Annotated in this window: 38 protein-coding genes; 20 read left to right on the top strand and 18 right to left on the bottom strand. The window is 34.5% G+C overall.

Annotated features, from left to right (window positions below; translation table 11 throughout):
• Position 1: 1 nt before the first annotated feature.
• Positions 2-280 (bottom strand): DUF3764 family protein, encoded by a 279-nt coding sequence (locus O5639_RS03395; protein ID WP_269625083.1) that lies wholly within the window; start codon positions 278-280, stop codon positions 2-4.
• 160 nt (positions 281-440) lie between these two features.
• On the opposite strand from O5639_RS03395, the gene def reads away from it, so the two are divergent.
• Entirely contained in the window at positions 441-974 is a 534-nt protein-coding gene (gene def, locus O5639_RS03390; protein ID WP_269625082.1) for a peptide deformylase, read from the top strand.
• Between the two features lie 91 nt (positions 975-1065).
• Here def and O5639_RS03385 read toward each other — a convergent pair whose 3' ends face one another.
• From O5639_RS03385 to O5639_RS03360, 6 genes are all read right to left on the bottom strand, one after another.
• Positions 1066-1614 (bottom strand): S41 family peptidase, encoded by a 549-nt coding sequence (locus O5639_RS03385; protein WP_269625081.1) that lies wholly within the window; start codon positions 1612-1614, stop codon positions 1066-1068.
• Entirely contained in the window at positions 1615-1755 is a 141-nt protein-coding gene (locus tag O5639_RS03380; protein ID WP_269625080.1) for a hypothetical protein, read from the bottom strand. It abuts the gene before it with no gap.
• A gap of 376 nt (positions 1756-2131) precedes the next feature.
• A complete protein-coding gene (locus tag O5639_RS03375) occupies positions 2132-2296 on the bottom strand; it encodes a hypothetical protein (RefSeq protein WP_269625079.1) in 165 nt (54 codons plus the stop codon).
• A gap of 255 nt (positions 2297-2551) precedes the next feature.
• Positions 2552-2764, bottom strand: a complete 213-nt coding sequence (locus tag O5639_RS03370; protein WP_269625078.1) for a hypothetical protein — start codon at positions 2762-2764, stop codon at positions 2552-2554.
• A 333-nt stretch (positions 2765-3097) separates the two neighbouring features.
• Entirely contained in the window at positions 3098-3226 is a 129-nt protein-coding gene (locus O5639_RS03365) for a hypothetical protein (protein WP_269625077.1), read from the bottom strand.
• 223 nt (positions 3227-3449) lie between these two features.
• Positions 3450-3647 (bottom strand): hypothetical protein, encoded by a 198-nt coding sequence (locus O5639_RS03360; RefSeq protein WP_269625076.1) that lies wholly within the window; start codon positions 3645-3647, stop codon positions 3450-3452.
• 158 nt (positions 3648-3805) lie between these two features.
• On the opposite strand from O5639_RS03360, the gene O5639_RS03355 reads away from it, so the two are divergent.
• The 6 genes from O5639_RS03355 (at position 3806) to O5639_RS03330 (ending at position 6642) form a co-directional block, all read left to right on the top strand.
• Positions 3806-4153 (top strand): hypothetical protein, encoded by a 348-nt coding sequence (locus tag O5639_RS03355; RefSeq protein WP_269625075.1) that lies wholly within the window; start codon positions 3806-3808, stop codon positions 4151-4153.
• Between the two features lie 175 nt (positions 4154-4328).
• Complete coding sequence (locus O5639_RS03350) at positions 4329-4493, top strand: hypothetical protein (protein WP_269625074.1); 165 nt, start codon at positions 4329-4331, stop codon at positions 4491-4493.
• Positions 4494-4508: 15 nt separating this feature from the next.
• Entirely contained in the window at positions 4509-4691 is a 183-nt protein-coding gene (locus O5639_RS03345; protein ID WP_269625073.1) for a hypothetical protein, read from the top strand.
• Positions 4692-5260: 569 nt separating this feature from the next.
• Positions 5261-5407 (top strand): hypothetical protein, encoded by a 147-nt coding sequence (locus O5639_RS03340; protein WP_269625072.1) that lies wholly within the window; start codon positions 5261-5263, stop codon positions 5405-5407.
• Positions 5408-5548: 141 nt separating this feature from the next.
• Positions 5549-5743, top strand: coding sequence for a hypothetical protein (locus tag O5639_RS03335; RefSeq protein ID WP_269625071.1), 195 nt, complete (start codon positions 5549-5551; stop codon positions 5741-5743).
• A gap of 440 nt (positions 5744-6183) precedes the next feature.
• A complete protein-coding gene (locus tag O5639_RS03330; RefSeq protein ID WP_269625070.1) occupies positions 6184-6642 on the top strand; it encodes a hypothetical protein in 459 nt (152 codons plus the stop codon).
• A 314-nt stretch (positions 6643-6956) separates the two neighbouring features.
• On the opposite strand, the gene O5639_RS03325 is transcribed toward O5639_RS03330, so the two are convergent.
• Both O5639_RS03325 and O5639_RS03320 read right to left on the bottom strand, forming a co-directional pair.
• On the bottom strand, positions 6957-7253 hold the full coding sequence (locus O5639_RS03325) for a hypothetical protein (protein ID WP_269625069.1): 297 nt from the start codon (positions 7251-7253) through the stop codon (positions 6957-6959).
• Positions 7254-7308: 55 nt separating this feature from the next.
• On the bottom strand, positions 7309-7479 hold the full coding sequence (locus O5639_RS03320; protein ID WP_269625068.1) for a hypothetical protein: 171 nt from the start codon (positions 7477-7479) through the stop codon (positions 7309-7311).
• A gap of 635 nt (positions 7480-8114) precedes the next feature.
• On the opposite strand from O5639_RS03320, the gene O5639_RS03315 reads away from it, so the two are divergent.
• The gene (locus O5639_RS03315) at positions 8115-8339 is read left to right on the top strand and encodes a hypothetical protein (protein ID WP_269625067.1); all 225 of its coding nucleotides are present in this window, start codon (positions 8115-8117) and stop codon (positions 8337-8339) included.
• Between the two features lie 905 nt (positions 8340-9244).
• Here O5639_RS03315 and O5639_RS03310 read toward each other — a convergent pair.
• The 3 genes from O5639_RS03310 to O5639_RS03300 all read right to left on the bottom strand — a co-directional run bounded on the left by O5639_RS03310 (position 9245) and on the right by O5639_RS03300 (position 10715).
• On the bottom strand, positions 9245-9418 hold the full coding sequence (locus O5639_RS03310) for a hypothetical protein (RefSeq protein ID WP_269625066.1): 174 nt from the start codon (positions 9416-9418) through the stop codon (positions 9245-9247).
• A 726-nt stretch (positions 9419-10144) separates the two neighbouring features.
• Complete coding sequence (locus tag O5639_RS03305) at positions 10145-10333, bottom strand: hypothetical protein (RefSeq protein WP_269625065.1); 189 nt, start codon at positions 10331-10333, stop codon at positions 10145-10147.
• Between the two features lie 163 nt (positions 10334-10496).
• Positions 10497-10715, bottom strand: a complete 219-nt coding sequence (locus O5639_RS03300; RefSeq protein WP_269625064.1) for a hypothetical protein — start codon at positions 10713-10715, stop codon at positions 10497-10499.
• A gap of 643 nt (positions 10716-11358) precedes the next feature.
• Between O5639_RS03300 and O5639_RS03295 the strand changes: the two genes are divergently transcribed.
• Positions 11359-11541: a hypothetical protein gene (locus tag O5639_RS03295; protein WP_269625063.1), complete on the top strand. Its 183-nt coding sequence runs from the start codon at positions 11359-11361 to the stop codon at positions 11539-11541.
• A 286-nt stretch (positions 11542-11827) separates the two neighbouring features.
• Here O5639_RS03295 and O5639_RS03290 read toward each other — a convergent pair whose 3' ends face one another.
• Positions 11828-12310: a cupin domain-containing protein gene (locus tag O5639_RS03290; RefSeq protein ID WP_269625062.1), complete on the bottom strand. Its 483-nt coding sequence runs from the start codon at positions 12308-12310 to the stop codon at positions 11828-11830.
• Positions 12311-12378: 68 nt separating this feature from the next.
• Positions 12379-12672: a hypothetical protein gene (locus tag O5639_RS03285; RefSeq protein WP_269625061.1), complete on the bottom strand. Its 294-nt coding sequence runs from the start codon at positions 12670-12672 to the stop codon at positions 12379-12381.
• Between the two features lie 201 nt (positions 12673-12873).
• Here O5639_RS03285 and O5639_RS03280 point away from each other — a divergent pair, with 201 nt between their 5' ends.
• The 4 genes from O5639_RS03280 to O5639_RS03265 all read left to right on the top strand — a co-directional run bounded on the left by O5639_RS03280 (position 12874) and on the right by O5639_RS03265 (position 14952).
• On the top strand, positions 12874-13056 hold the full coding sequence (locus O5639_RS03280) for a hypothetical protein (RefSeq protein WP_269625060.1): 183 nt from the start codon (positions 12874-12876) through the stop codon (positions 13054-13056).
• 246 nt (positions 13057-13302) lie between these two features.
• Positions 13303-13659, top strand: a complete 357-nt coding sequence (locus O5639_RS03275) for a hypothetical protein (protein ID WP_269625059.1) — start codon at positions 13303-13305, stop codon at positions 13657-13659.
• A gap of 729 nt (positions 13660-14388) precedes the next feature.
• On the top strand, positions 14389-14721 hold the full coding sequence (locus tag O5639_RS03270; RefSeq protein ID WP_269625058.1) for a hypothetical protein: 333 nt from the start codon (positions 14389-14391) through the stop codon (positions 14719-14721).
• A gap of 81 nt (positions 14722-14802) precedes the next feature.
• Entirely contained in the window at positions 14803-14952 is a 150-nt protein-coding gene (locus tag O5639_RS03265) for a hypothetical protein (RefSeq protein WP_269625057.1), read from the top strand.
• Here O5639_RS03265 and O5639_RS03260 read toward each other — a convergent pair.
• The 3 genes from O5639_RS03260 to O5639_RS03250 form a co-directional block, all read right to left on the bottom strand.
• Positions 14947-15135 carry a hypothetical protein gene (locus O5639_RS03260; protein ID WP_269625056.1) on the bottom strand — a complete coding sequence of 63 codons (189 nt, stop codon included), beginning with the start codon at positions 15133-15135 and terminating at the stop codon, positions 14947-14949. The genes O5639_RS03265 and O5639_RS03260 overlap by 6 nt on opposite strands.
• 55 nt (positions 15136-15190) lie before the next feature.
• Positions 15191-15355: a hypothetical protein gene (locus O5639_RS03255; protein ID WP_269625055.1), complete on the bottom strand. Its 165-nt coding sequence runs from the start codon at positions 15353-15355 to the stop codon at positions 15191-15193.
• Between the two features lie 342 nt (positions 15356-15697).
• Positions 15698-15853: a hypothetical protein gene (locus O5639_RS03250; protein WP_011294667.1), complete on the bottom strand. Its 156-nt coding sequence runs from the start codon at positions 15851-15853 to the stop codon at positions 15698-15700.
• Between the two features lie 96 nt (positions 15854-15949).
• Here O5639_RS03250 and O5639_RS03245 point away from each other — a divergent pair, with 96 nt between their 5' ends.
• Positions 15950-16171 (top strand): DUF2839 domain-containing protein, encoded by a 222-nt coding sequence (locus O5639_RS03245; protein WP_269625054.1) that lies wholly within the window; start codon positions 15950-15952, stop codon positions 16169-16171.
• Here the strand turns inward: O5639_RS03245 and O5639_RS03240 are convergent.
• The gene (locus O5639_RS03240; RefSeq protein WP_269625053.1) at positions 16153-16440 is read right to left on the bottom strand and encodes a hypothetical protein; all 288 of its coding nucleotides are present in this window, start codon (positions 16438-16440) and stop codon (positions 16153-16155) included. The two genes, O5639_RS03245 and O5639_RS03240, sit on opposite strands and share 19 nt — an antisense overlap.
• Before the next feature lie 378 nt (positions 16441-16818).
• On the opposite strand from O5639_RS03240, the gene O5639_RS03235 reads away from it, so the two are divergent.
• From O5639_RS03235 to O5639_RS03210, 6 genes are all read left to right on the top strand, one after another.
• Complete coding sequence (locus O5639_RS03235; RefSeq protein ID WP_269625052.1) at positions 16819-16944, top strand: hypothetical protein; 126 nt, start codon at positions 16819-16821, stop codon at positions 16942-16944.
• A gap of 91 nt (positions 16945-17035) precedes the next feature.
• Complete coding sequence (locus O5639_RS03230; RefSeq protein ID WP_269625051.1) at positions 17036-17194, top strand: hypothetical protein; 159 nt, start codon at positions 17036-17038, stop codon at positions 17192-17194.
• Positions 17181-17438 carry a DUF3104 domain-containing protein gene (locus O5639_RS03225; RefSeq protein WP_269625050.1) on the top strand — a complete coding sequence of 86 codons (258 nt, stop codon included), beginning with the start codon at positions 17181-17183 and terminating at the stop codon, positions 17436-17438. The genes O5639_RS03230 and O5639_RS03225 overlap by 14 nt, the downstream gene beginning before the upstream one ends.
• A gap of 94 nt (positions 17439-17532) precedes the next feature.
• The gene (locus tag O5639_RS03220) at positions 17533-17961 is read left to right on the top strand and encodes a hypothetical protein (protein WP_269625049.1); all 429 of its coding nucleotides are present in this window, start codon (positions 17533-17535) and stop codon (positions 17959-17961) included.
• A gap of 1437 nt (positions 17962-19398) precedes the next feature.
• Complete coding sequence (locus O5639_RS03215; protein ID WP_269625048.1) at positions 19399-19740, top strand: hypothetical protein; 342 nt, start codon at positions 19399-19401, stop codon at positions 19738-19740.
• A gap of 58 nt (positions 19741-19798) precedes the next feature.
• Complete coding sequence (locus O5639_RS03210; protein WP_269625047.1) at positions 19799-20341, top strand: hypothetical protein; 543 nt, start codon at positions 19799-19801, stop codon at positions 20339-20341.
• The last annotated feature ends 72 nt before the right edge of the window (positions 20342-20413 follow it).

The raw sequence follows: 20413 nt of genomic DNA, 5'->3' as shown, positions 1-20413 counted from the left end.
CTTAACCTGCTAAGTAACTGGTAATAACGGTTGAGTCATATATATGACCTGTAGCTTCAACAGCTCCTCTACTTGCTTCAAAAAAAGCTTTTGCAATACCCTCTTCTGCTTGATGGATCACAACAACTGATTCAGGATCATCTTTGCAAACACCTCTGTATAAGGGCTTTATTGCGTTAGCCTCGTGCATTGCAACAACCTCAGGACTATCAAATCCCTTAGACCAATCTGCAAACGGAACAGAAATCTTGAAAGTAAATACTGTAGTCTCCAGAGCCATCCAAAATAATTACAAGTCAACTGAGCTTCGCATATATCTTCTAGATTCTCTAGGCGAAAGGCCATCCTTTTAGGTTCTTCTGACATAAGTATTCTTCAAAACTAATATCATTCACATGCGCCTAGTCGAGGTAAACTATTGCTGATGAAATGATTGGTATATGGGGATTCGGAATGTTCTACGAATTGGTCATCCGGCATTGCGCAGTCGCGCAGAAGAAGTCCCTGATGACTGGTTTGGCAGTCAACGTCTACAGGACCTGATAGACGATCTGTTCGATACTAAATTGGCTTGTTCTGGAGCAGGGCTAGCTGCACCACAGATCGATGAACCTTGGAGGGTTCTTGTTGTTGGTATGGACCAAAACCCTCGATACCCCGATGCTCCTCCTTTACCTGAACTTGTATTGATCAATCCTGTTATCAAATCAATTGGAGAGGAATTGATCGCTGGTTGGGAGGGTTGCCTCAGCGTACCTCGCTTGCGCGGTGAGGTGCAGCGTTGGAGACATATTCACCTGAGATGGCAAGACCAAGAGGGAGCTTCCCATACAGAAGAATTTCAAGACTTCCATGCACGGGTCGTTCAGCATGAAAATGATCACTTGGATGGTGTTCTTTTCCCTGATCGTCTTACCAGTCCACTGGCTTTTGGATTTACGGATGAGCTACAGGCTCATGGACGGATTCCTTAGTTGTCTATTTAGGGATAGTTGATGCTAGATAGCAAATGTCTCTTCGGATGACCCACATCATCCCGTCAATAAAGGACCCTGATGATCGCTGTTATCTCAATGATTTTCCGTTTCGCTGCAACATCGAGTCTAAGTCTGATGGCAACTCTCGATTCAACCATTCTCTTATCTTCATTTGATTCAGATATTCGTTATTTGGAATTTCAAAAGTATCTCTAACCAAGCGAATTTTAATTTTTTTCCTTTTTCCTTTTTGGTTTGGTCTTCCAAGAACTAATTTTACTGGTTTATCTTTTGGTCCTTTAATTAATTCAATTACTTCTTCTATACCCACTCCTTTAGTTGACTTCCCATCTACCTCAAGAATTACGTCACCTGATTCAATATCTGCATTAGAGGCAGGAGTTCCATTAATAATTGATTTTATTATTATTTCAGAAGTTTCAGTATTTAGGAAAAGATTAACGCCTATACCAGTAATTTCTTTTATGAGCTTAAGACTTGAACTTTGGTTTGTTCTTACGCAGCCTGAATAATCTCTAGCATCGAGACAGCGTTTATGAATTTCATCACTTATTTCAGCCTGTGTAGTAGTAGGGAAAGCAAGAGCAGCGAGTAGTGGAAGTAGTAAGCGTTTCATTTATTCACCTTTTAGTAATCCATAAGTACACAAAATTGGGTTTGTAATTAGAACAATCCAAAACGGTGGAGGTGGACCAGCATCAACAATGACTCCTGCATTAAGAGTATTAAATACTGCAACTATTAAGAGGCAAAGCATCAATACCAATTCACCTAATATAACTTTTTTGGCAGATTCGTGATCTCTGATGGAACTAGAAATTATCAATAAGAAAGCAATATCTAAATTTGTAGTTGCAACATTTTATGTCGATAACAGCTACCACATCATTGTTTTTAATTAGCTTTTTCCAGATTTTTTTATTCCATGTAATGTCCTAAAAGTGAATAAGCGTATAAATTTCTTTTTGATATCAAAGATAACAATATTCACAGCCATTGCTTATTCAGGCGTAATAGCTTAAGGAAAAAGCATAGAAGCTCGTCCACATATACAAATACTGAGTTAAGTAATAGAAAGACATCTACTAATTATCCTTAATAAAAGAGACATAGTATTCGTAAAAAGTTCAGTGCTAAGTGATTCTTCTGTTGATTCTTTTTCTCAATTCCTTTAATTGAACGTTGAATCTTAATTGCCTTATATGATTGAGCTTTTCAGCCATATCTACAGGCATTGTTCGAGCGGCTTTAACTAACGCGAAAGCGTACCTATGTGTATCTTTAGAAAAAGAATCCATAGTCGAAGTAAGGACTTGTATGTACACTCAAGCGAAAACGATAACCATTTGTCCATATGTAAATAAAATTTGAGTATTAGTGCCGAGAGCTACAAAAGAGAGTTTGAGCCTTTAATAGAGAAAATTTGGCCCATTCAGGAACATGACCAGAAAAGAGTTCATGGACAAGTTCTTTGATCTTTGCAAGGACGCTCAAGAAGAAATCCCACCAAATGTGATTGCAGAAATTCTCAGAGATTATGCAGATAGGTTGGATTAGGTGAAAAAACTTTTTGCTTTTGTTCTTGTTTTGCTTTTGTTTCTCTTTCCTTTAGCAGTCCAAGCGGATGATGTTGCGCTAATACCGCAAGAGTAAATAGCTGAAGCACCTGCACTTGAACCAATGACGGAAGAGCAACTAAACGATCTACTGGGTGAGGAAATGTATTTAGGTCCTCTTGATTTGCGAGGCAACAAGGTTGAAATCAAGAGGGATTACAGCAAGAAAAAGAAAAAATAGAAGGGGAAGCCCTACCTCAACCGAACATCAGGAATCAATAAATCCTTTTTAAAATGGTCTCATATTGATGGCGTGATACGGAAGCATCATCAAGCTAGATCGGAGGACGGTCGTCGAAATCCCAGTCTTCCCTTCGCTAATTCTTGCATCAGGCTCATTTGATGTAGCCAATCCAGTAATCGTTTAGGACTAGAAAAATGGACATGAATCCTTTCAAGCCTTTAATTCAACATTGCGTAGATTTCTACGGAAAAATACTTTCTATAAAAGAGCCACTAAACAATATTTATTTAAAACTACGTCTAAGCAAAGCCAACGCTTAAAACTATGTACGGAATCAACGAAGCAACAATTATTGCCAGCTTGGCTATTCCAGCGGGACTGTTCATTGGTTTTTCAACAATCCTTGTTAATAGACTTCGCCAGTGCATGTAATGCCAACATATACTTCACTACAACCAAAGAAGAAATCATGACTCTGACTAGGAGAGTTTATTGGTGGAATTTTGTTTGCCCTTTACGCCCGTTTCTAAGCAATTGACCACCGCCTAGCAGTATTTGGATTAATTCCTTAAATTTCAGCGTAACTTTATTTACAGCAAGAAGATGAGTTGTACTAGATCAGCTAAAAGAAACTAGAAAACAAATAAAGATTCATTTACCACCATTACATTGAATAATTGCTACGACTGCTGAATTAAATTTCTGACCTAGCTTTTCCATACAATAAATTTCCGCTGTGGTTTTAATTGCTACTGGAACTTGAGTTAGAGCTAAAAGCATCAGTGCAAATCCAGTCCCTGGTGCATGAATATTTAATTTAAAACCGCTCATCCATGTTCTCTTAGACATGCGTATCAATCATTTACTCCTTGTTTATAGCTATCCTTAGGCGGAAGTTAATGCATGTAGTAATTTTTACCTTTAACAACATCAAAGTCATGAAAGCAGGATGAATAAACAGAAAAAACGTTTTTTAAGTTAAAAATATGCTGCAAAATAAATTCTCAATGTCCTCTAACTTTTATATCGTTCATCACGAATTCAGAGCTGGTACTTCCTCTAGGTGGTGGGAAACTGCTTATGCAGCAATGGCTCCTGGTGGAGGATGGGATGAGGCTGTAGCAGCTAACAAAGAAAAAGGGTTTTTCAACCATTCAGCCAATGCTGTTACTGCAAATGGTCCTATCTTCTGTATTTGGGAAACAAAAGAAGGGATTTCCATAGAAGAATTCCAGGAATTCATTGATGGTCCTTCAGGGCCTGGATTTGGACTGAGTGCATTAATGAATATCTGCAAGCCAATAGACACATCATTAATGAACGGACAAACTCCATACCCAAGAGTTTTCTCCTAAACCTGTCAAAATGAAAAGGTTGACAGCTGATTGCTATCAGAACTAGTGGGGCTGACATAGGTCGACCCCTTTATTTGTTCCCTATCGAATGGATAGGAAGTAGTACTTGAGTAAAAACCGAGGTGTTTAAATTAACAGGAATCAAGTAGAACATATACACCCGAACAGGAGGTTTATGAAGATCAGAACCCCATTTTCATTCATCAAAAACGCGTTGAGTGATATTCGAGTAATGCATGATTTCAATTACGAAATCCCTGTTAAAACAAGAGAGGAGTATTGGAAAGAAGAATGTGAAATCCACCCAACTTCTTCAACATGCAAAGTTTATGACGACTAATAAAACAAAAATTTAATGGGTCCGTTAGATCCTGCTCTTCAAAGCACTGCCGTATCCGGAGTTAGGCCTTTACTGACTCTGGCAATATTTGCTGGATTAGGATCTTTTTTCCTTGGAGCACTTGTTACTGCGATTAGAAGGGGAATAAAAGAAAACGGTTGGTTTAAATTTAACCAAGAGAAAGAGAAGCAAGACTAGGCAATTGCTTTTTTAAGTCTCTAATCTAAATAAGCCAGTTTGGAGTCGATAAAGATATATATGGTCCTTTGTAAATATGTAGGGGTGAATTATATTTTTTCTATGATGCTTTATTAAATGAAGCCATATAAGAAAACCATTTCAGCGGAGGGTTAACTAAAGATTGTGTGAGGAAATTATCGAAGAAACAAGGTTGAACATTCCAGCTATTCAATGTCATGAACATAAAAAGCTGGATTCGTAACTGTTGTAGTAACAAGCCAAAGACCCTTAGCCATCAAATAAAAATCAATTCAAGAAATTTTTACATACTCCATCTGGTTTGGATAGAAATATTAGAGAACCCTTTAACCTCACTTCTTCCATCTAATTTTTGGAGAGAATAAAACTTGGCATTTAAAAAATACAGGCTGGGAGCTGCTTATCTTTAAATAAACTTCTTAGACCCAAAGGCGAAGGTAGTTGTGAATGTTTTTAATTAATTAACTTCTCTTCAACACAAAGCTATTAATTGCAAATGTTTTAGAGGTAACTTCCATACATATTTATAGAAGACAGCTACTCAACTAATGACTAATTCAGTTGAATCTATTCTTATCTCGTTAGGGAATGAACCTGCAGAGGTCCTTGGATTCAAAACAGAAGAACAAATAGAAACAGCCTTAATCCCCTTAATGGCAGATGTTTTTGACAATGAAACCCTTACTGTTAAATAAACCAATTCACGAAGAATAAGATGAAACTAAATCACTTTATAAATTATCTAAGGTCCTTGTATAGACACAAAGAGTATTAACTCCAATTTCAATATCAAGATTACTAGCTATTGAATAATAAATAGATAAGTTATTACACGAATGAATTCTAATAAGGAGCTGAAAGACATATTGCATATGGCAACAAAGAACGCAGTTTCAAGAATGAAAATCTTAAGAAGTCCTGCTGATCGTCGTTGTCTATTCCATGAATACAAGGAATGGCTAGGAGAAAGTATTGATGATGAAGTCTTAGCAATTCCCACAGAGATAATTCAAAACGAACTAGATAAATAAAGTCCACTCAAAAGGAGACAACAATACTTTAGGCTCAAGCAATAAGAAGATTAGTCTTTTAATTTGCCATTAAAAAATAAAAACAGGGAATAGTTTCCATGGGAGTATCAAATTGGAGATGAGAATTATCAAATAGAGCCTTGGATATTCAAGAAAGGGAAGGAATATGTAACTATTGAGAAAGACAAAAATAATAAAGCTTTTTTCATCCTTCAAAAGGATGAAGAGAAACGTCTATCTCTTAACGGTTTACAATCTAAATTGACATATCATCAACTGATTGAGTTTGGATATAAGCTACGAAACCCTAAGATTGAAATTACAATTAAAGATTAATATTACTAATTCAACTAAAAGGTCTCATTTGTTATTTGGAATTTAAGATTAGTTGGTAGGGTCGATTGCAACTCTTGATCATCTATTTCGAATAGCTTATACAAATGACTGAAGACTGGAATACGACAGATGAGCTAAACAAAGACATTATTACAGCTGTTTATAAGGACATAAATGATCAAATAGAAGAAATGATTGAAGATATTGGTTGTCCACGAAGTTTTGCAGAAGGATTATTGATATCTATTGCAGACAACTTTAAAGATGGAACAAAAGTCGATCAGACGGTATCTTCCTATTCTTCTCGTCATACCTCAACACCAGAGGTTGAAATGGGTGCACAAGAAATAGTGAGCAAGCATGAAGAAGAAGCTAGGAAAACCTTCTCTGATTTGTTGAAAGATTTCAACAAAAAGGTAAAGGTTCCTGGAAATGACGATATACAAAGTTCTTTATATTCCTCTCGACATATCTCAACTCAAAATGATGAAAAAGGAGCTGAAGCAATCGTTACTAAGAACGAAGAAAAAATTAGGGAAGAGATGAACAAGGAGAAATTGTAAAAAAAGAAATGGCCATAGTGAAATGGCTCTATTTCCTAATAATTTTTCTACTTTGTAATGCTATGCAGCTTCAGTAACTCTTTTTTCGTTGCGCTTTTGGTCTAAATAAATTACAGAGTTAGCGACAGGAAATAATTTCTTTTCTAAGTGAGCTATTGCAATTCTTTTTGTTTCTGTCATTTCTTCTGAATAGAATTTCAAAGTCTGAGAAACATACTGATTGTCTCCACTCATTAAACAATTTCTAGAACATCTCTCTCTTATATAAGCGTATTAATAATTTGATTGCATTAATAACTACACAATCAAATTAACTATTCAAAGTCAATTTCCACTTCTTCTTTCATATCCCTATCGAGGTCTGGAAGATTTGGCTCTATCCAATGAGATTTATTATCAACACCAGCCGCAGTTGCATATTTCATAATGTGCTGATCAACTTGTTTATAAATGTCATGAAGGTTCAAGTCCTTACTAACACCATGTGCTATCTCCGAAACTTGTTGTTCTGTTAAGCAATGATCAGGATGTAGTAAATCACAGCAAGGAATTCTTTTTTCTATCAACTCATTTATGTTGATTTTAATTTCGTAATCTGGATGAACAGTCATGGTATGAAAGAACTTTTTTACTATTTTTAATTCAATATTAGGATTATTTTTAAATTTATCGTTGATCCCAAACAGCATCAAATTGATTCGCAATTATTTTTAAATCTGATTTGGAATAGGCCCGACATAAAAGGACATAGACTTGATCTTGTAATTCACTCTTCAACCCCATTGCTTCCATATCGACTGAACCTTCTTTGAGAAAGGCGGCACATGAACAACACATGCCTACAAGGCAATAAACTCGTTAGCTCCACTTGCATCGGCATCAGCCTCTAATACGGTCTAGTCTTACTTGCAATTAAAACTTTTCTGAACTTGATCGATCTCGATATTTATCGAGAATAAGAGATCAGACAATTTAGCAAAGAAGAAGCTTGCCTTATTATGGCTAATTTATTACACGAAAGGAAATCTTTTTATACGAAAGTTATCTTCTATTTTGTTTTCTCTGTAAAAGCATGATCGAAAATAATCATCAAAGTCTTGAACTGTAATGTTCTTGGAATTTTGAAATCATAATTTTAATATTAATTACTACATAGGGATTGTATACAAATAAGTAAGAGTGTATGCAACCATAAACAATGTAGCCTTCTTTTTGGTCTACTCCTCCTGTTTTAATAAGGGAGTAGGAAAGCATTACTCCAACCGAACATCAATTTTAAAGAACTTCTATTTAGAATATTAGGTAAGAGCAAGGGGCAGTTGGTAAAAACCTGTGCCATTGTCCGCAAAAATTCGAAGAGCTCAAATGATCAGCCTCGTCTCTTCGAATACTTCCGCACGCCATCATTAGTTAACCCTTCATAACAAGATGGCTTTCTCATACCTAACAGTATTCTTAATCAGATGGCTGGAATGATTAATTCAATTGAGAAAATTTTATTTGCTGCTTATTTATGGGTTGGAAATATTCAAAACGAGATGGATGCTAGATATGAAGAAAAGTCATCGCTGACAAATCTTTTTACAGAGCATAAATTTTGGGGTTGGGCTGGACTTCTTTCAATCTTTATAGCATTAGCCTCGATATTTTATTTCCAATTTCAGGTATGGGAACAAGAAGATCAAGAACAAAAATAACCAGCTAAGTCATCTGACATCTTCTCACTGATGAAGGAGTTTATTTGTGTTTATCTGCAATCTTTTCTAGGCCCATGCATAAAAGCGACAGCAATTAATTCTTTTTAAGTTCATTTGGAGATTATTTAATATCTTTATCTCGTCAATCTCGCTTTAATACATAGTCTTTGCTGTTATCAAGGTATACAACTAGGAAGCAAATAAAAGACCGGTAAAATCGACTAAAACAACAAGTTGATTGATTGGAGAAAGATTTTGTAAGTAATTCATAATAAATAACTAATTCTTAATTTATAGACGAATACTAAACTTTTTAACTACAAACTTTATAAATATCAGTAATATTTTCCAACCCCATCAACAACTATTCATTAGAAGCGAGGCAATTAAGTATTAATTACTGTTAATCATCAATCTATTTTATTCTTTCATTGTGTTTAGTTTTATTTAAAGTTGTTTTTCAAGTTCTTTTTTGGCGATCAGGTTGATGTCTGGTTTTCTTTTAAGATATTTGATTCCTTTATCAGTTTGTTTTAAAAGAATTGCATTCTTTGATGATCTTAAGGCAATGAATTTGGCTTGTAGTTTTTTAAAGTTCTTTCATTTCAATCTTATTTATAATCGAAGTTTTCTTTCTTGAGGGTTTATCGGAGAGGAGGCATGGAAGTTTTATCATTTTGGAAATAAACTTGATTGTTTTCTATAACGCCTTAGTTTCGTTGATTTAGTATTTATATTTGATCAGTTTTTGATGTGTTTGGTTTTTTTCTCTTAGAAAATTTTCATAGTTTTTTTTGGAGAAAAATTTAAGATAACCTATCGTCTTGAAATAGCAGAAATTTTTTAAAGCGAAAAATGTTGTTTAGCGTTATCTATCGAAGAGTATTCTTAGCGCGTGCTGTCTCTTAAATGCGAAGTTGCTTTTTCAGCTCCCGCATTTCTGCGTTTCTTCTTTGAGCTTCAATCTTTGCTATTTGCTTTGCTGGAGAAGTGTATTCAGTCATCTTGGTCATAAGGTCGAGAGTTGTATGAATGATGATCTCTGGATAAATAGACGGCGAATGTAGCGTGAAAGTCATCGATTTTACTTCAAGACTCCACTAAATATGGTGCTATTGATCCTTAATGGAATCGGAATTTACACTTATTCGCAAAAAACAGTAATTGAATTAAAAAAATGGGACTTGCTTGTAGCAAGAACTTTATCAAGCCATAAATATTACTTACCAAAGTCAGCCCCAATGGTTCCGATAAAAATGGGCTGTCAACCTTTTTAATTTGACAGATTTAAGCGAAAACTCTGGGCAATGGATTTTGTCCGTTCATTAGTTCTGTGTCTATTGGTTTGCTGATGTTAATTAATGCGATTAAACCAAACCAAGTTTCTGTAGGGCCAATCAATAAATACTTGGAATTCTTCTACTGATATACCTTCATATGGTCTGATGGTCGGTTGAAGCAGTTCTTCCTTGCTATCTTATTCAAAATAGGAGGAGTAGACCAAAGATGTAGCAAGGAGGTTTTATGAGACTATTAACTCCTTTCACCATTCCTCAAAAAGATAATTGCGATCTTTGCAGGATTAAAACTAATAAAAGAAGGCAAGTTGAAAAAACATTTTTAGATCGATTATTTAAATTCCTTTATAGGAATAGGTTTGATTTCGTTTTCGACTGGGTGGGGTTGATTCATTTTTTCGTACATTGGCGAATAGAGAGCCAAAAAGTAAATACCAAGTGAAGCAACAAGTGGACTTATAGCTTTTATTTGATTCATTAGCTTTTTCTATTAGAAAGATGACCCTCTTATTTCTTGTACTTCCTCTTTTCTCGAGCAAGTGCATCATTTTCAAGCGTTGTATTTATCAAACCTTGATAGTCTCCACCTGCTGAGGCGAGACCAAACATAACAACAAAACTTAATCCCGCGATAATCGTCACAATCCATGTACCTGTACCCATGTTTAGAGGTATTGCAAATAATGGAGAAGTCATTAGAAATTTATTAATAAAAAGATACTAGACATTTCTCTTCAGCGTTTCATCCAAAGCAGTAAAAATATGTGTCGTTTGGAATCTGGAATAGCTCAAAAGGTGAGTATATAAAATTTGACCTATTGCATCAGCCATTTTCCTCCTGCTTTATTCATAACTTCTTTTAAATTAATGTATTGATATTCCACGATGTTTTGTCAATAACGTTATCTCTAATTCCTTCTCTAGCTGAAAATATTGCCCATTCAAATTCTTCAACAATAAGAAATAAAAATATAAAGGCCAAAACAGAGTTAGCAATAATAAATCTAATTGCTTCTAATAACGTCTTAAGATCAAAGATTTCTCTGTCGCTATAGCTATATGTAGTCGCAAATGTCATCCTTTAAAAAACATCAAGATGTATATAAGAAGAATAAGAAAATCTTGTTAGAAGTCAAGATGAATCAAGCCAAGCTTAACTTCATCATTTTTAGGACTTACGCTAGAAATATCAGGGAATTTTTTTATTCCAGCGACACCTTCTATAATCTTGGCTTTTGGTTGTGTTGACTTATCACCAGATATAAAACATTAGAGCAACCTTGAGCACAACGTGAAGTTATGCCTAAGCTAATTTTAATGTCATAATTTTTAAAATGCTTTTGTCAGAAGAGCTTGAATGGATGACTTTTCCAACATAAACTTCATAAGACATATATGATGCTCCCCCCACAATGAGTTACTTTGCAGGTTGAAAAAATGAACATTCTTATCAATAAAAAACCTTAGCGATGGTTCCTGCGGGGGCAAGGGATTCGGATATTTTTGCTAGCCTTTCTTAATGACCAACCCCTCCATATCTAGGGCTTTTAAATAAAGTTTTGTTAAATAAATCTGTATATGGTGTTACGAGAATTTGAAAGTTTCTCTGTCTTTACTAAGGTTTCAATGACTGGGTGATGGGTCTCAGTCTTTTGGTTCATAAAGGCTTAAGCGTCAGTATTTAAATTGACGCTTGACCTTTGTTCTTTTTGGTAAATTTTATGAATCTTGGATTGCTTTTTCTTGAATCAATTTCAACTGGAGTTATCACTTCAGATGAGATGAATTGGGTTACATCAAATCAGCCTCATTTTTCACGAGTTGAAGAAGCGACAGCTTTGAAACTTGGTCGACTATTAGATCGAGGCTTAATTCAAATTGGTTGTCGTATTAGTAACAATTAAGCATTCAATCGACTACTAACAAACGACCTAATTAGTCAATTCATCGATTTAGAACTGATTACTAGACTCAAATAAAAGATGATGACTACCAATTTTAGCATTGTTTTTAGTTCTTATATGTCTACGAAGATTTATACACCTTTTCAATAAGTGGTTTTCTGTTGAAAAGTTATTTATCAGAAATTATATTATTTAACTTGTTTTTTTATGTTTGCTTTGTTTTAGTCAAGGAATAATTTCATAGGAGGGGGCTAATGGCCCTCTACTGATCGACTCTCAACAAGATTTATTCAGTCGGAACTGTTGTTTCCTTTCCTCTGGCCCCTGCTGAGGCGCTAAAAACCACCAACTCTCCATTACCATTGTTTTGACAAAAATGAGGTGTGTCCTGGGATGAAGCGAAGCTTTCACCAGACTTCACTGTCAGGGATTCTCCGTCACTAGTTTCACAATAAAGAGATCCTTTTTGTACGTAAACAATCCCAGGTTGTGGATGCAAATGAAGAGGTGTTTTAAAACCAGGTTGTGCAGTTATTTTTTCGAGTTTCATCTCAGCTTGCCCTCTTGGATACTTAAAAGAATCTCCATTCCACGATTCATTGGCACTAATAAGAGTCTCTACAATCACAGGTTCAAGGGAGTATTTTTGATTTGGATTACAACCAACTAATGGGATAGAAATTCCTGCTGTTAGTGCAAGAAATAAAAAACGGCGCATAAAGCTATGTAAATACAAACTCTTTATACCTGATTTAACTGAATCAGTCATAAAAAATTGACTGAATTAAGCAAGGCCCATTGATTCCTATCGCAATAGGCTATTGGATAGGAATTAATTTAACCAACCAAACCTGTCTTTTGATAAATTTCATCCACTTTGGTCATTTCATAATCGTCTTCATGAAAAGAACAGGTGTACATAAGATTTATCACACGGTCTAGGTCAATTTCTCTGTCTGCAACATCCTGCCAAAGTCTCTTGGTTAATTCTTCGTCACCTCGATTGAATTGAGCCTGCACTAAGTCTCGTACAAGTTGAAAAACTGCTTGGCGGTCATTTCTTATTCTTGCCTCAGATGTCCCAGCTTTGACTTGAGTTGGTGTTGTAATAATTTTTTTTTTGAGGACCACTTTGTATTACTCCAATTTTGTATATATTTTTACAAAAATAATTTACATCGCAATCGGTATTTATTTGGGTCCTTATTCAACGGTTACCGGCATCACCATTATGTATGTTGATTGAATGAATTAATATATTTGATGTTTTATACAGTTGAAGTTAGGTTGACATTCGATTTATCTTGGAAGTATTAGCCCTTTTTGCTAGATATGGGAGAAGCTAAAAGAAGAAAAGATTTGGGATTGCCTCCTAGAGAAAAGAAGATAAATAAAGAACAAAAGAAAGCTGGTTTTATAAGTAATCTCTCAGCCAAGTATCCATTTTTGCCGTTCATTCTCGGAGGCTTACTTTTGATTGTCCTTATTGTTGATCTTGTGAATTACTACAAATAAAAGTATGGATTGAATAATTTCTTAAATTCTATTAGCGGAGTTTTATCAAACGCTTCAAAGTTCCTATTTACACCATTGATACAACGAAAGAGTTAACTGTTAATAATTCAGACCAAATAAGCTGATATTGAAGCTATTAGAGTAAAAGTCGGGTTGACTAAACTTTATATTGGGCATTAAGACCTATTGCTATTTTGTAGCTGTTGATACAAAAATGTTGCTCACTAAAGAAATGGAGCATTAGTTATGCCCCTTACAAACCCATTCTACGTAACTGATCATGGCGGATCTATACATTGTATAGAAGGCTTGTCAGGCAGAATCTTTAGAGCTTGTTCTGCAAATCATTGCACTTACACAGGGAATCTACATGGTGCAAAATCATATTTGGACTTTATCGAAAACAATAGTGTTAAATTTCTACCATCATCAGTAATTAAGGATAAGATTCCATTTCAACGTAAAACAACACTTAAATGGAATTCTGATGGAAGTCTCTCTTCTCTAGATATGGCTAGGATATTAAGTCGTCTTGAGCAAACAAATTTGACTGAATGTGAACTTTCTTGTGAATGGGGAACCACCTCAAACAAAGAGAGTTAATTGGTGGAGAGACAATTCTTTTTTTTAGTAGTAACTAATTCATTTTTTGTTACGGTTGCTAGAAACCATGTGGATTCGTACTGTTGTCCCTGTTCGTACAACCGATGAAACCCAAACAGGGTTTGATACAGCTGCCTTCTTGTCGGTGTTCTTTGTCGCCATTATATATTCAACTTTACAAAGATAAGTTGAATATATATTTGTTTTGGACTTTTTTTTATCCTCTTACGTACATTCTTAAAAACGGAGTGATATTTGCTACTAAATGTCGTCTCTTATAGACATTTGTATTATTTAATCCTAACTTTCAAATCTAAATAACATTACTGATCTGTTGTTATGGAGAGAGTTTTTTATTGCGATGCAACTAATAATCTAAAATTTAATTGCTTTTAATTTAGAAATGACAATTACTTAACGCGATTTTCTACTATGATGTTGATATGTAGATAGGCGTTCGACTAGTCCCTAAAGAATCAGCATTATTAATTGGCACATGGAAAGTAGTGATGAAAGAAACAGCACATTGAAAAGATTTTGGTAAAGATTGGTATGGCTATAAAAATGAAGTTGAAGGATGGTTGAATAAATCTTCGATATGATATGCAACTAATTTAAATACAATTCGCTCTGATTTCCTTAAATTAAACACTTTATAAGCCTGAATGTAAATAAGAAACAAGACATTGTTTCATTTCTTCTAGACTGTTTTTGCCTATAGGAGCGAAAATGAAAAACATATTTTTCAAGCCTAGGATATATATGTTCTTGTCCTCTACTGATTTTATCTTCTTTAAGAGTCGAGCGGAATGTTTTAGTAATAGCAAGCTTCATGCTTTAGATAGATATTGGAGTATTTACAACTCACACCACATGCATGAGGAAATGCATGAAATAATTGAAAACATTTTGAATACCAGAGGTGAAAAAACTATCAAGCAGTCAAGATTAGATTTAGTTAGGAATTTTGAAAGATCTTTTTTAATCTCAACTCCTATGGGTCGTTTGAGTGCAAACATAATTTCATTTGTTTCATGTCTTGTTCTTTCTAAGGTCAATTAAATTAATTTAAAAATATCTAAAATGTGTAGTCAATATAAATCTTAAATTGAGGCCAGAAATCAATGGCAGAGGGATATAAGAATGTATAAGGATTTTCTTCAAGGAGAAACTAAAACCTTTGAAGGTAGATACGCTGCAGAAGAATATATATCAATGGCTGAAAATAGATTGAAAGATATCAACCTAAAGTTAAAGGAAATAGAACATGAAAGTTTGAATGATGCGTTATGACTTTTTATTTCCTATCCAGTCTTCAGGCTTTTTCATCATCCAATTCATAATTCCATCACTATCCATATTCTTTGAACTAAGACCAAAGGCAACGATAAACAAAAAGCTAGAGGTAATTATTATTGCAACTAATATAGGATTTATTCCCATTTCTGAAAGAGTTAGACCAAAAAGATATTGCATGATTTGTGAATACTAGGTTTTTTTGAAATTCTAAAATTTAAGTGTGTGAGTTTGATTACCCATGCCATAAAAGCTCAGATAATTCACTTTTTTCCATTGAGATGAACTGCTGAAACATTGTCTCTTCGTACAACCGTCTAAGTTCCTTCTCATTTGCTTTGTCTGCCATAGCCTTTGCTAAATTTCTCGCTATCTCCTGATGATTAAACTCCTGTCTCATTTGCTTAGAATAAATTTAATTATCCCTTTCTAGAATTAATTATTAGTTTTACTTAGAGGGTATTCACATAATGTATTTCGCATGTATCAAATTTGCTAGTTAAAAAGACTTGGTGTCTCTAAAAATCTATGCGATTCATTAATACGAATAAATTTTGATACTGGAGAAATAGGTTTGGTTCTTGATTCGAAAATCAAAGAAATCGTCAATTCATATCAGTAACCTGAGCAACATCCGCAAAAAAACCTCCTTTTTAGAGGAGGTCTTTTACTTCTTAGACCTGAGCTACCAGTTGCTAGTAAAGTTAGGTCATTAACTTGATGAAATGATCATAGTTTTTTTTTAACCCTCTTCGCTTTCTACTTTTTCAGCAAGTTCTCTAAGCATCTTGGCAATTACATCTTTTGACCAACTGAACTCTTCTTTCATCCCATCCACGCAATCTAAAACAGATTCCCATGCTGCTTCATATTCTTTGGGGTCTACTTTTTCAGTCATACTTAATGAATGATTTTTTTTTATTAAACCGTCTAAAACTTTTCAAGCCAAAGACCAACTCCGATTTATCTTTAGAGGATTACGTCCTCTTTTTTTATGGGAGAAGCTAAAAGAAGAAAAGAATTGGGACTACCTCCAAGAGAAAAACCAGTTGAGTTAAAGTTGCCCATACTTGATAAAGAAAATATTCAAAAAAAAGTTAGGTCTTTTTTGTATAAGAATCCAATTGTTCCATTTGTTTTTTATGGCCTTGTGCTTGGAGCTTTTTGTTGGGGGCTATATAATCTGGTGAAAGGTTATCAATTAATTAAGTCATAGACAATTCCCCAAGAATCACACATGTTGGGGTGTTCACTTGTCTCGCAATAGAATTCTCCATATTGGCCAGAAGTACCATCACAAGTGAATATCCCTGGGTGACCAAGAAAAGTTGGATTCCCACCTGCTGGATAGCTTCCTCCAGCTCTTCCTCTAGAAGCGATGCATCGAGTAAGTAATATAAAGAAAGAGCGAAAAAGTAAATTACGAAAGATTGCCGAAGCTCGTTCACATATATATAAACCTCGTCTTGCAAATAGGCCATGCATAACAGTGGTTGCAAAAACTTAATTTTATTTTTGTTGTACCTAAATAAAACTTCTTTTCCGTATTAATCACTTGAAAGTATGTGGCCTGTCGTTATAACGAGCACAACTTGAAAAGTTTTATGGCTTTCATTTCTCGTTTGATTAACAAAAGGATCTCTAACTTAATTAGTAAATTTAATGTTTCAACTAAAGTTGTTGAACAGTTTGAAAATGACTACCCACTTGATGGCATGGGGGATCATCATCGGTTCTTGCTTTAAGAAATCACTATTGCTTGCACAATTTAGGGTGAGTTAGACAGTGAGGCATGATTTCTAAGTAGGTGCAACTGGTCTTTAAGCCCACAAAAATTCAATAGCAAAGGCAATACAATCGGTTATGAAATACAACTGGAAAGATCTTTTAGTAAATGCTGCGATTTTGTCTGTTTTAGTTGGTGTGTTGGCTCTGATTGTTGGATCATTTCCTGAAACCTTTAGCAAATTTCTCCCTTTTCTTAAATAAGTATGGATATGAACTATCACTTGCTTATTGATATTGTTCTTGTATCAGGAGCACTATCTTTTGTTTTAATCGCAAGGAAATAAAAAAAAGAATGAATCCAATCCTCGCATCCTCTACACAAGTTGACTTACTTCTTTATGTTGGCGGTGGTGGTTTCGTTTTATTAGGAAGTTTTTTCTTTGGTCGATTAGTCACGTTCTTTTTTCCAAAAAACCCATTAATCAGAAACGGCAAAAATGATAAAGATTAATGAGCCTGAATTTCTTAAAGTTAAACCTGGAGATACTGTTCTTGTTGGAGAAGATGAGATTGCTAAAGTTCTCTCATTTGTTGGAGGTGCAAGAGATCCAGATGCCACTTCACTTTTTCAAGTCGCAAACGTTTATTCAGGTGAAATCAAATTTGTTCAAGGTGAGGAAGTGAAACAAATTCTGTCTAAGCGTGAATTGCGGCTAAAAATAATGTTTGAATCTTTATTTACCAAATGCCCTTAAATAAACCTATTCCAGATTCTGTTATAAATTACTGGAAAAATGTATTCAATAATTTTCGGTCTAAATTCAGTGGTCTTAAAAAAGACAACTAGTTATGGATCCAATACAAGTTTTAGGCCAAAAGGATCTTAGGAGAGAGATTCAAGTTAAAGATGAAAATACGGCAGGTCAGTTGTTAGTTAAAAATATACATTCAGGAGAACGGTACATAAGAGGAATGTCTAAGACTGCAAAAAAGCATTACATCAATAGGAAAGATTGTCCTGTCAAAAATCATTTTCTTGATCTACCAAAGTGGAGCAGAGAGGATGCGGTACAAGCTTTTGATACATATCTATGGTCCCAACATCAAAAAGATGCAATAGAGAAACCCCTCAAGGATTGGTTTAATGCCAGAGTAAAGGAGCTAATGGCGGGACATAATATAGATCTTATTGATGATATTGATTATGTAAAAGGGAATGATGATTCTCATGGGTTTACTTTGAAAAATTATATTGAATATTTAGCTAAAGAAATCTAGTGAAGACAGGACCTCCCGACTTTTGAGGACTTACCACAAATATATAATTTATTCATCGAGTTATAACTGCTTACCTATAAGTCGAAAGAACTAAACTTTTAATCTGCATGATTGTGTTTATCAAGCTATTGCTAATTAGGTTTTGCTATTTTAATGAAAAAAAATGGGAAAGAGCTTTTAAAGGATGCTGCTCTATGGTTAATTATTTTTGAGCAGTTTCTTTGCTGGTTTGTTCAATTATTTTGAAGTGAAAAAGATTCTGAATCATAAGTTTAACTAATTCTCGATAACCCCACCTTTGAACTGTCACGTGTCTGAGTATTTGTTCTTACTTTTGTAGTATCTTTCCACCTTCACCTGCGAGTACAAGGTCAAATGGCTCAACGAATTAACGTTGTTTTAAATTCAATCCCACCAGGATGCAGAGATTTAGTTGAATTCGCCTTCTTCTGCGGAGTTGGTTTTACTTTTGGGAGCTTAGGTCTCATATGACTTCAACTACTAAATCAATATCTGAAGCAAGAATCAAAAAGTTTATTCCTTATTTTGTAGTTGGGAAGCTTACGATTTTTTCTGGCTTCCTTATTTACATGATGCAGGGCTAATAGTTCTTCGAATTCATAAAATAAATTAATTCCACGGTTAGCCCTACCCCGACCGAACCTCGCTCAAGCCACATACATTCTTATCTTGTTTTCATCAGAGTTATAGATTTGCATTTCTCTGAAACACTTCCTCTTAATATCAAAATGACTGCTGCAACTTATAAAAAAACTGCTTTGAAAATTTTACTTCTTTGGAACCTTCCTTCATTGCTTCTCCTTGCGGGTGCATTACAAATTGGCTTTTCAGTAATCGCTTAGATTTAGTTCAAGACAATAAAATAAATCTATTTAGGCTGATAATTTTACATTTTGATATATTTTATGGAAAAAATCTTTCAATAAAGAATCCGTTATACAAATTTTATCTAAAGTTCCGTTTAGGTAAATTCACCACGAAAAATTTTTTTGGTTAGGATTTTCAAAAATTCAATCGAGATAAAAGAATTTAATAATTATTGATTTGACAGCTTTTGTATTCATTGGATGCAATACCTCTCAATGACTTTGATTTCTTTGTTGATTTTTTTTTAATGGCCTAGATAAAGCTGTGCCAAGTTTACATCGCTTTGTTTTATCTCTCTTTTTCAAGCTTCAGTGCTGTGGCTTCAACTGTAATGGTGTGAAAATCAATTAGTCATAGCTTTTTAGTTGAAATGCAGCATCAACAGTCATCTGAAAATTTGTGAAGTTAATCTGATATAACCTTCGGAAGCAAATTAACTTTTGTTTAGAAGCTAGATAAAATATGGTTTTGCTAACTCTTCTTTTTCTTATCTGGGGTTCGATTACATGATTTGATTTGAGATATGAACTTTCAAATCATGATTGTTTTATGAAACGCTCATTATTGCTCGCAATATTTTTGATTCTTTTTCCTCCTCTGAATGCAGACACTTTTGATGAAATAGAAGCTAAAAGGGAATGTGCTAAATGGGTTCATGAAGGAGGAACTTACCTCATGTGGCAAAAAGACTGGAAACAAGTCGATGGTGGATTGCAAAGGAAATGGAAAATAAAGAGAGTTTCCAAAAGAGTCTGTCAAATGGATCAATTAAGCAATCAATTTATTGGACTAGAGTACCAAATCAGAAATGGGAACGTTCTTTCAAAAAACGAGATAATTGGGAAGAAACATCAATTAATAATTAAAAGGACTTTTTTCTTTAAGCCATAGATCGTTTTGAATAAATTAGAATAAAATCATTCAATCTAATGGAAGATAATTCACCTAGATGACTGAACAAATTGAAGTGCTTGGACAATTTGATGTCAGAAGAGATGATGTCACTTCAAAAAGTGAAAAGGATCTGACTGGTCAGATATCAATTGATAAAGCGAGAATAACCAATACATTTGGAGGAGATCAATTAAATGCTGCATTGGACGCAGTAAATAATAAAAAAACATATGTCAGAGGTTATGAGAATCAAGCTAAAAAGTTTTATATCAGTAGAAAAGACTGCCCAGTAAGTAATTTCTGTGAGGACTTGGCAGGGCCAAATAAAAGAGCAGAAGCAATACAAATGTTTGATGCACTGTTCTGGGGTTCATGGATTGCTTGTAATGAGATGCCAGAGCAAGCAAAAGAATGGCTAGATGCAAGAGTGATAGATTATAAAGATGGAACCAAGATGGACTTTATATGTGATTGTCGAAAATTTAGAGGTAATGATGCTGATAAGACTCAGGCCAGCGAGATGACTAGGGCAGAATATCCATTTGATTGTCATGGCTATACCCTTAAAAAATACATTGAAGAAGAGGCAAATAAATAATTGATGTTCAATAATTTATTTGCTTGTTAAAGAATTCGATATTTCAAGTTTCAATGCATTGCTTGATTTGAT

This window comes from Prochlorococcus marinus str. MIT 1214, assembly GCF_027359355.1.
Taxonomy (GTDB): domain Bacteria; phylum Cyanobacteriota; class Cyanobacteriia; order PCC-6307; family Cyanobiaceae; genus Prochlorococcus_B; species Prochlorococcus_B marinus_F.
The sequence above is the reverse complement of the archived record's forward strand: the minus strand, read 5'-3'. Positions and strand labels throughout refer to the sequence as shown.

Excerpts from the sequence above, each read along its gene's own strand:
- O5639_RS03250 (WP_011294667.1), bottom strand. The coding sequence starts at position 15,853 with ATGACTGAAAAAGTAGACCCCAAAGAATATGAAGCAGCATGGGAATCT.
- O5639_RS03305 (WP_269625065.1), bottom strand. The coding sequence starts at position 10,333 with ATGACTTCTCCATTATTTGCAATACCTCTAAACATGGGTACAGGTACA.
- O5639_RS03230 (WP_269625051.1), top strand. The coding sequence starts at position 17,036 with ATGAATCCAATCCTCGCATCCTCTACACAAGTTGACTTACTTCTTTAT.
- O5639_RS03385 (WP_269625081.1), bottom strand. The coding sequence starts at position 1,614 with ATGAAACGCTTACTACTTCCACTACTCGCTGCTCTTGCTTTCCCTACT.
- O5639_RS03280 (WP_269625060.1), top strand. The coding sequence starts at position 12,874 with ATGGGAGAAGCTAAAAGAAGAAAAGATTTGGGATTGCCTCCTAGAGAA.
- O5639_RS03235 (WP_269625052.1), top strand. The coding sequence starts at position 16,819 with ATGAAATACAACTGGAAAGATCTTTTAGTAAATGCTGCGATTTTGTCT.
- O5639_RS03215 (WP_269625048.1), top strand. The coding sequence starts at position 19,399 with ATGAAACGCTCATTATTGCTCGCAATATTTTTGATTCTTTTTCCTCCT.
- O5639_RS03380 (WP_269625080.1), bottom strand. The coding sequence starts at position 1,755 with ATGCTTTGCCTCTTAATAGTTGCAGTATTTAATACTCTTAATGCAGGA.
- O5639_RS03295 (WP_269625063.1), top strand. The coding sequence starts at position 11,359 with ATGAATCTTGGATTGCTTTTTCTTGAATCAATTTCAACTGGAGTTATC.
- O5639_RS03325 (WP_269625069.1), bottom strand. The coding sequence starts at position 7,253 with ATGACTGTTCATCCAGATTACGAAATTAAAATCAACATAAATGAGTTG.
- O5639_RS03395 (WP_269625083.1), bottom strand. The coding sequence starts at position 280 with ATGGCTCTGGAGACTACAGTATTTACTTTCAAGATTTCTGTTCCGTTT.
- O5639_RS03300 (WP_269625064.1), bottom strand. The coding sequence starts at position 10,715 with ATGACATTTGCGACTACATATAGCTATAGCGACAGAGAAATCTTTGAT.
- O5639_RS03310 (WP_269625066.1), bottom strand. The coding sequence starts at position 9,418 with ATGACTTTCACGCTACATTCGCCGTCTATTTATCCAGAGATCATCATT.
- O5639_RS03225 (WP_269625050.1), top strand. The coding sequence starts at position 17,181 with ATGATAAAGATTAATGAGCCTGAATTTCTTAAAGTTAAACCTGGAGAT.
- O5639_RS03210 (WP_269625047.1), top strand. The coding sequence starts at position 19,799 with ATGACTGAACAAATTGAAGTGCTTGGACAATTTGATGTCAGAAGAGAT.
- O5639_RS03260 (WP_269625056.1), bottom strand. The coding sequence starts at position 15,135 with ATGCAATATCTTTTTGGTCTAACTCTTTCAGAAATGGGAATAAATCCT.
- O5639_RS03275 (WP_269625059.1), top strand. The coding sequence starts at position 13,303 with ATGCCCCTTACAAACCCATTCTACGTAACTGATCATGGCGGATCTATA.
- O5639_RS03335 (WP_269625071.1), top strand. The coding sequence starts at position 5,549 with ATGAATTCTAATAAGGAGCTGAAAGACATATTGCATATGGCAACAAAG.
- O5639_RS03365 (WP_269625077.1), bottom strand. The coding sequence starts at position 3,226 with ATGCACTGGCGAAGTCTATTAACAAGGATTGTTGAAAAACCAATGAAC.
- O5639_RS03330 (WP_269625070.1), top strand. The coding sequence starts at position 6,184 with ATGACTGAAGACTGGAATACGACAGATGAGCTAAACAAAGACATTATT.
- O5639_RS03355 (WP_269625075.1), top strand. The coding sequence starts at position 3,806 with ATGTCCTCTAACTTTTATATCGTTCATCACGAATTCAGAGCTGGTACT.
- O5639_RS03320 (WP_269625068.1), bottom strand. The coding sequence starts at position 7,479 with ATGTGTTGTTCATGTGCCGCCTTTCTCAAAGAAGGTTCAGTCGATATG.
- O5639_RS03270 (WP_269625058.1), top strand. The coding sequence starts at position 14,389 with ATGAAAAACATATTTTTCAAGCCTAGGATATATATGTTCTTGTCCTCT.
- O5639_RS03220 (WP_269625049.1), top strand. The coding sequence starts at position 17,533 with ATGGATCCAATACAAGTTTTAGGCCAAAAGGATCTTAGGAGAGAGATT.
- O5639_RS03255 (WP_269625055.1), bottom strand. The coding sequence starts at position 15,355 with ATGAGACAGGAGTTTAATCATCAGGAGATAGCGAGAAATTTAGCAAAG.
- O5639_RS03240 (WP_269625053.1), bottom strand. The coding sequence starts at position 16,440 with ATGCATGGCCTATTTGCAAGACGAGGTTTATATATATGTGAACGAGCT.
- O5639_RS03290 (WP_269625062.1), bottom strand. The coding sequence starts at position 12,310 with ATGACTGATTCAGTTAAATCAGGTATAAAGAGTTTGTATTTACATAGC.
- O5639_RS03345 (WP_269625073.1), top strand. The coding sequence starts at position 4,509 with ATGGGTCCGTTAGATCCTGCTCTTCAAAGCACTGCCGTATCCGGAGTT.
- O5639_RS03375 (WP_269625079.1), bottom strand. The coding sequence starts at position 2,296 with ATGGATTCTTTTTCTAAAGATACACATAGGTACGCTTTCGCGTTAGTT.
- O5639_RS03350 (WP_269625074.1), top strand. The coding sequence starts at position 4,329 with ATGAAGATCAGAACCCCATTTTCATTCATCAAAAACGCGTTGAGTGAT.
- O5639_RS03360 (WP_269625076.1), bottom strand. The coding sequence starts at position 3,647 with ATGTCTAAGAGAACATGGATGAGCGGTTTTAAATTAAATATTCATGCA.
- def (WP_269625082.1), top strand. The coding sequence starts at position 441 with ATGGGGATTCGGAATGTTCTACGAATTGGTCATCCGGCATTGCGCAGT.
- O5639_RS03340 (WP_269625072.1), top strand. The coding sequence starts at position 5,261 with ATGACTAATTCAGTTGAATCTATTCTTATCTCGTTAGGGAATGAACCT.
- O5639_RS03245 (WP_269625054.1), top strand. The coding sequence starts at position 15,950 with ATGGGAGAAGCTAAAAGAAGAAAAGAATTGGGACTACCTCCAAGAGAA.
- O5639_RS03315 (WP_269625067.1), top strand. The coding sequence starts at position 8,115 with ATGATTAATTCAATTGAGAAAATTTTATTTGCTGCTTATTTATGGGTT.
- O5639_RS03265 (WP_269625057.1), top strand. The coding sequence starts at position 14,803 with ATGTATAAGGATTTTCTTCAAGGAGAAACTAAAACCTTTGAAGGTAGA.